This is a genomic window from Aliterella sp. E5.1, assembly GCF_057473825.1.
Genome location: NZ_JBYCCV010000494.1, coordinates 1 through 1,121, shown reverse-complemented (window position 1 = coordinate 1,121; position 1,121 = coordinate 1). Strand labels below are relative to the sequence as shown.

At 42.7% G+C, this 1,121-nt stretch carries 1 protein-coding gene; it reads left to right on the top strand.

All coding sequences use genetic code 11. The features are described 5' to 3' along the window. Nucleotides 1-84 precede the first annotated feature (84 nt). A protein-coding gene (locus AC2VE5_RS28505) for an IS630 family transposase (protein ID WP_486890873.1) occupies nt 85-1,111 on the top strand; the annotation gives its coding sequence in 2 pieces (ribosomal slippage) (nt 85-506 and nt 505-1,111; 1,029 coding nt in all). The last annotated feature ends 10 nt before the right edge of the window (nt 1,112-1,121 follow it).

Genomic DNA, 1,121 nt, shown 5'->3' with positions numbered 1-1,121 from the left:
TATAGCAATCCTAGATGAGTTGAAGAAAAGTGAGTCTTAAACTATTGTGAATGATGGATGTAGCATTTTAGAACTAATTGAACGATGGACGAACTGGTCAAGTTTATTGAGAGTAATCCTGATGCTAGGGAACTCAAACGAGCTTTAGCAGTGCAAATGGTATTGAAAGGCTATTTGTATCGCCAAATTGAGGAAATCCTTCACGTTTCCGACAGCTTCATCAGCAAATGGTGGCTAGTGTTTGAGGCAGAAGGGGCGACGGGGTTGCAACTGAACTATCAAGGCAGCAAGGGCTATTTGAGAGCGGGGCAACGGCAAGCGGTAATTAACTGGTTACAGCAGAAGAACTATTGGAATCTGGCACAACTACAACAGCACATCTGTGACACCTACCATATCAAGTTCAAATCCCGACAGAGTTACTATGAATTATTTGCTCAAGCGGGTATTAGTTGGAAGAAAACCCAAAAGTGTAATCCAAAAAAAGATCCACAGTTAGTGCAAAAAAAAACTAGAAATTCTTGCCCAACTGAGCCAATGGCTGCCAGAGATAGTGGCGGGAAGAATGAGTGTGTTTTTCCTTGATGAGTGTCACTTATTATGGGGAGATGTCTGTGGTTATGTCTGGGGCAAAAGTAATATCCGAATTGAAGTACCTATCGTGAACGAGCGCGAGAAGCAAACTTATTATGGGGCATTAGATTACTTCAATCAAGAGTTTTTGCTTCAAGCTTATCCTCAAGCTAACTCAGAACATACCATCAGTTTTCTAGACTACTTGCAAGCCCAGCGTCCCGCTCAACGGGTTGCTATTATTTGGGACGGAGCAAGTTACCATCGCTCACAACAACTGAAAGATTACTTGCAATCCCTCAATACTGGACGAGCGCCATCTTCCTGGCAACTGACTTGTCTTCGGTTTGCTCCTCATGCGCCCGAACAAAATCCTGTGGAAGATATTTGGTTACAAGCTAAACGATTCCTACGAGACTTCTACCACCTGTGTGATTCCTTTTTTCTTGTCAAACTCCTGTTTGAACTTGTAACTCACGGTCGAACCTTTAACTTCCCAAAGTTATTTGAGTATGCTGTCTTTCCACAACCCACCTAGGATTGCTATA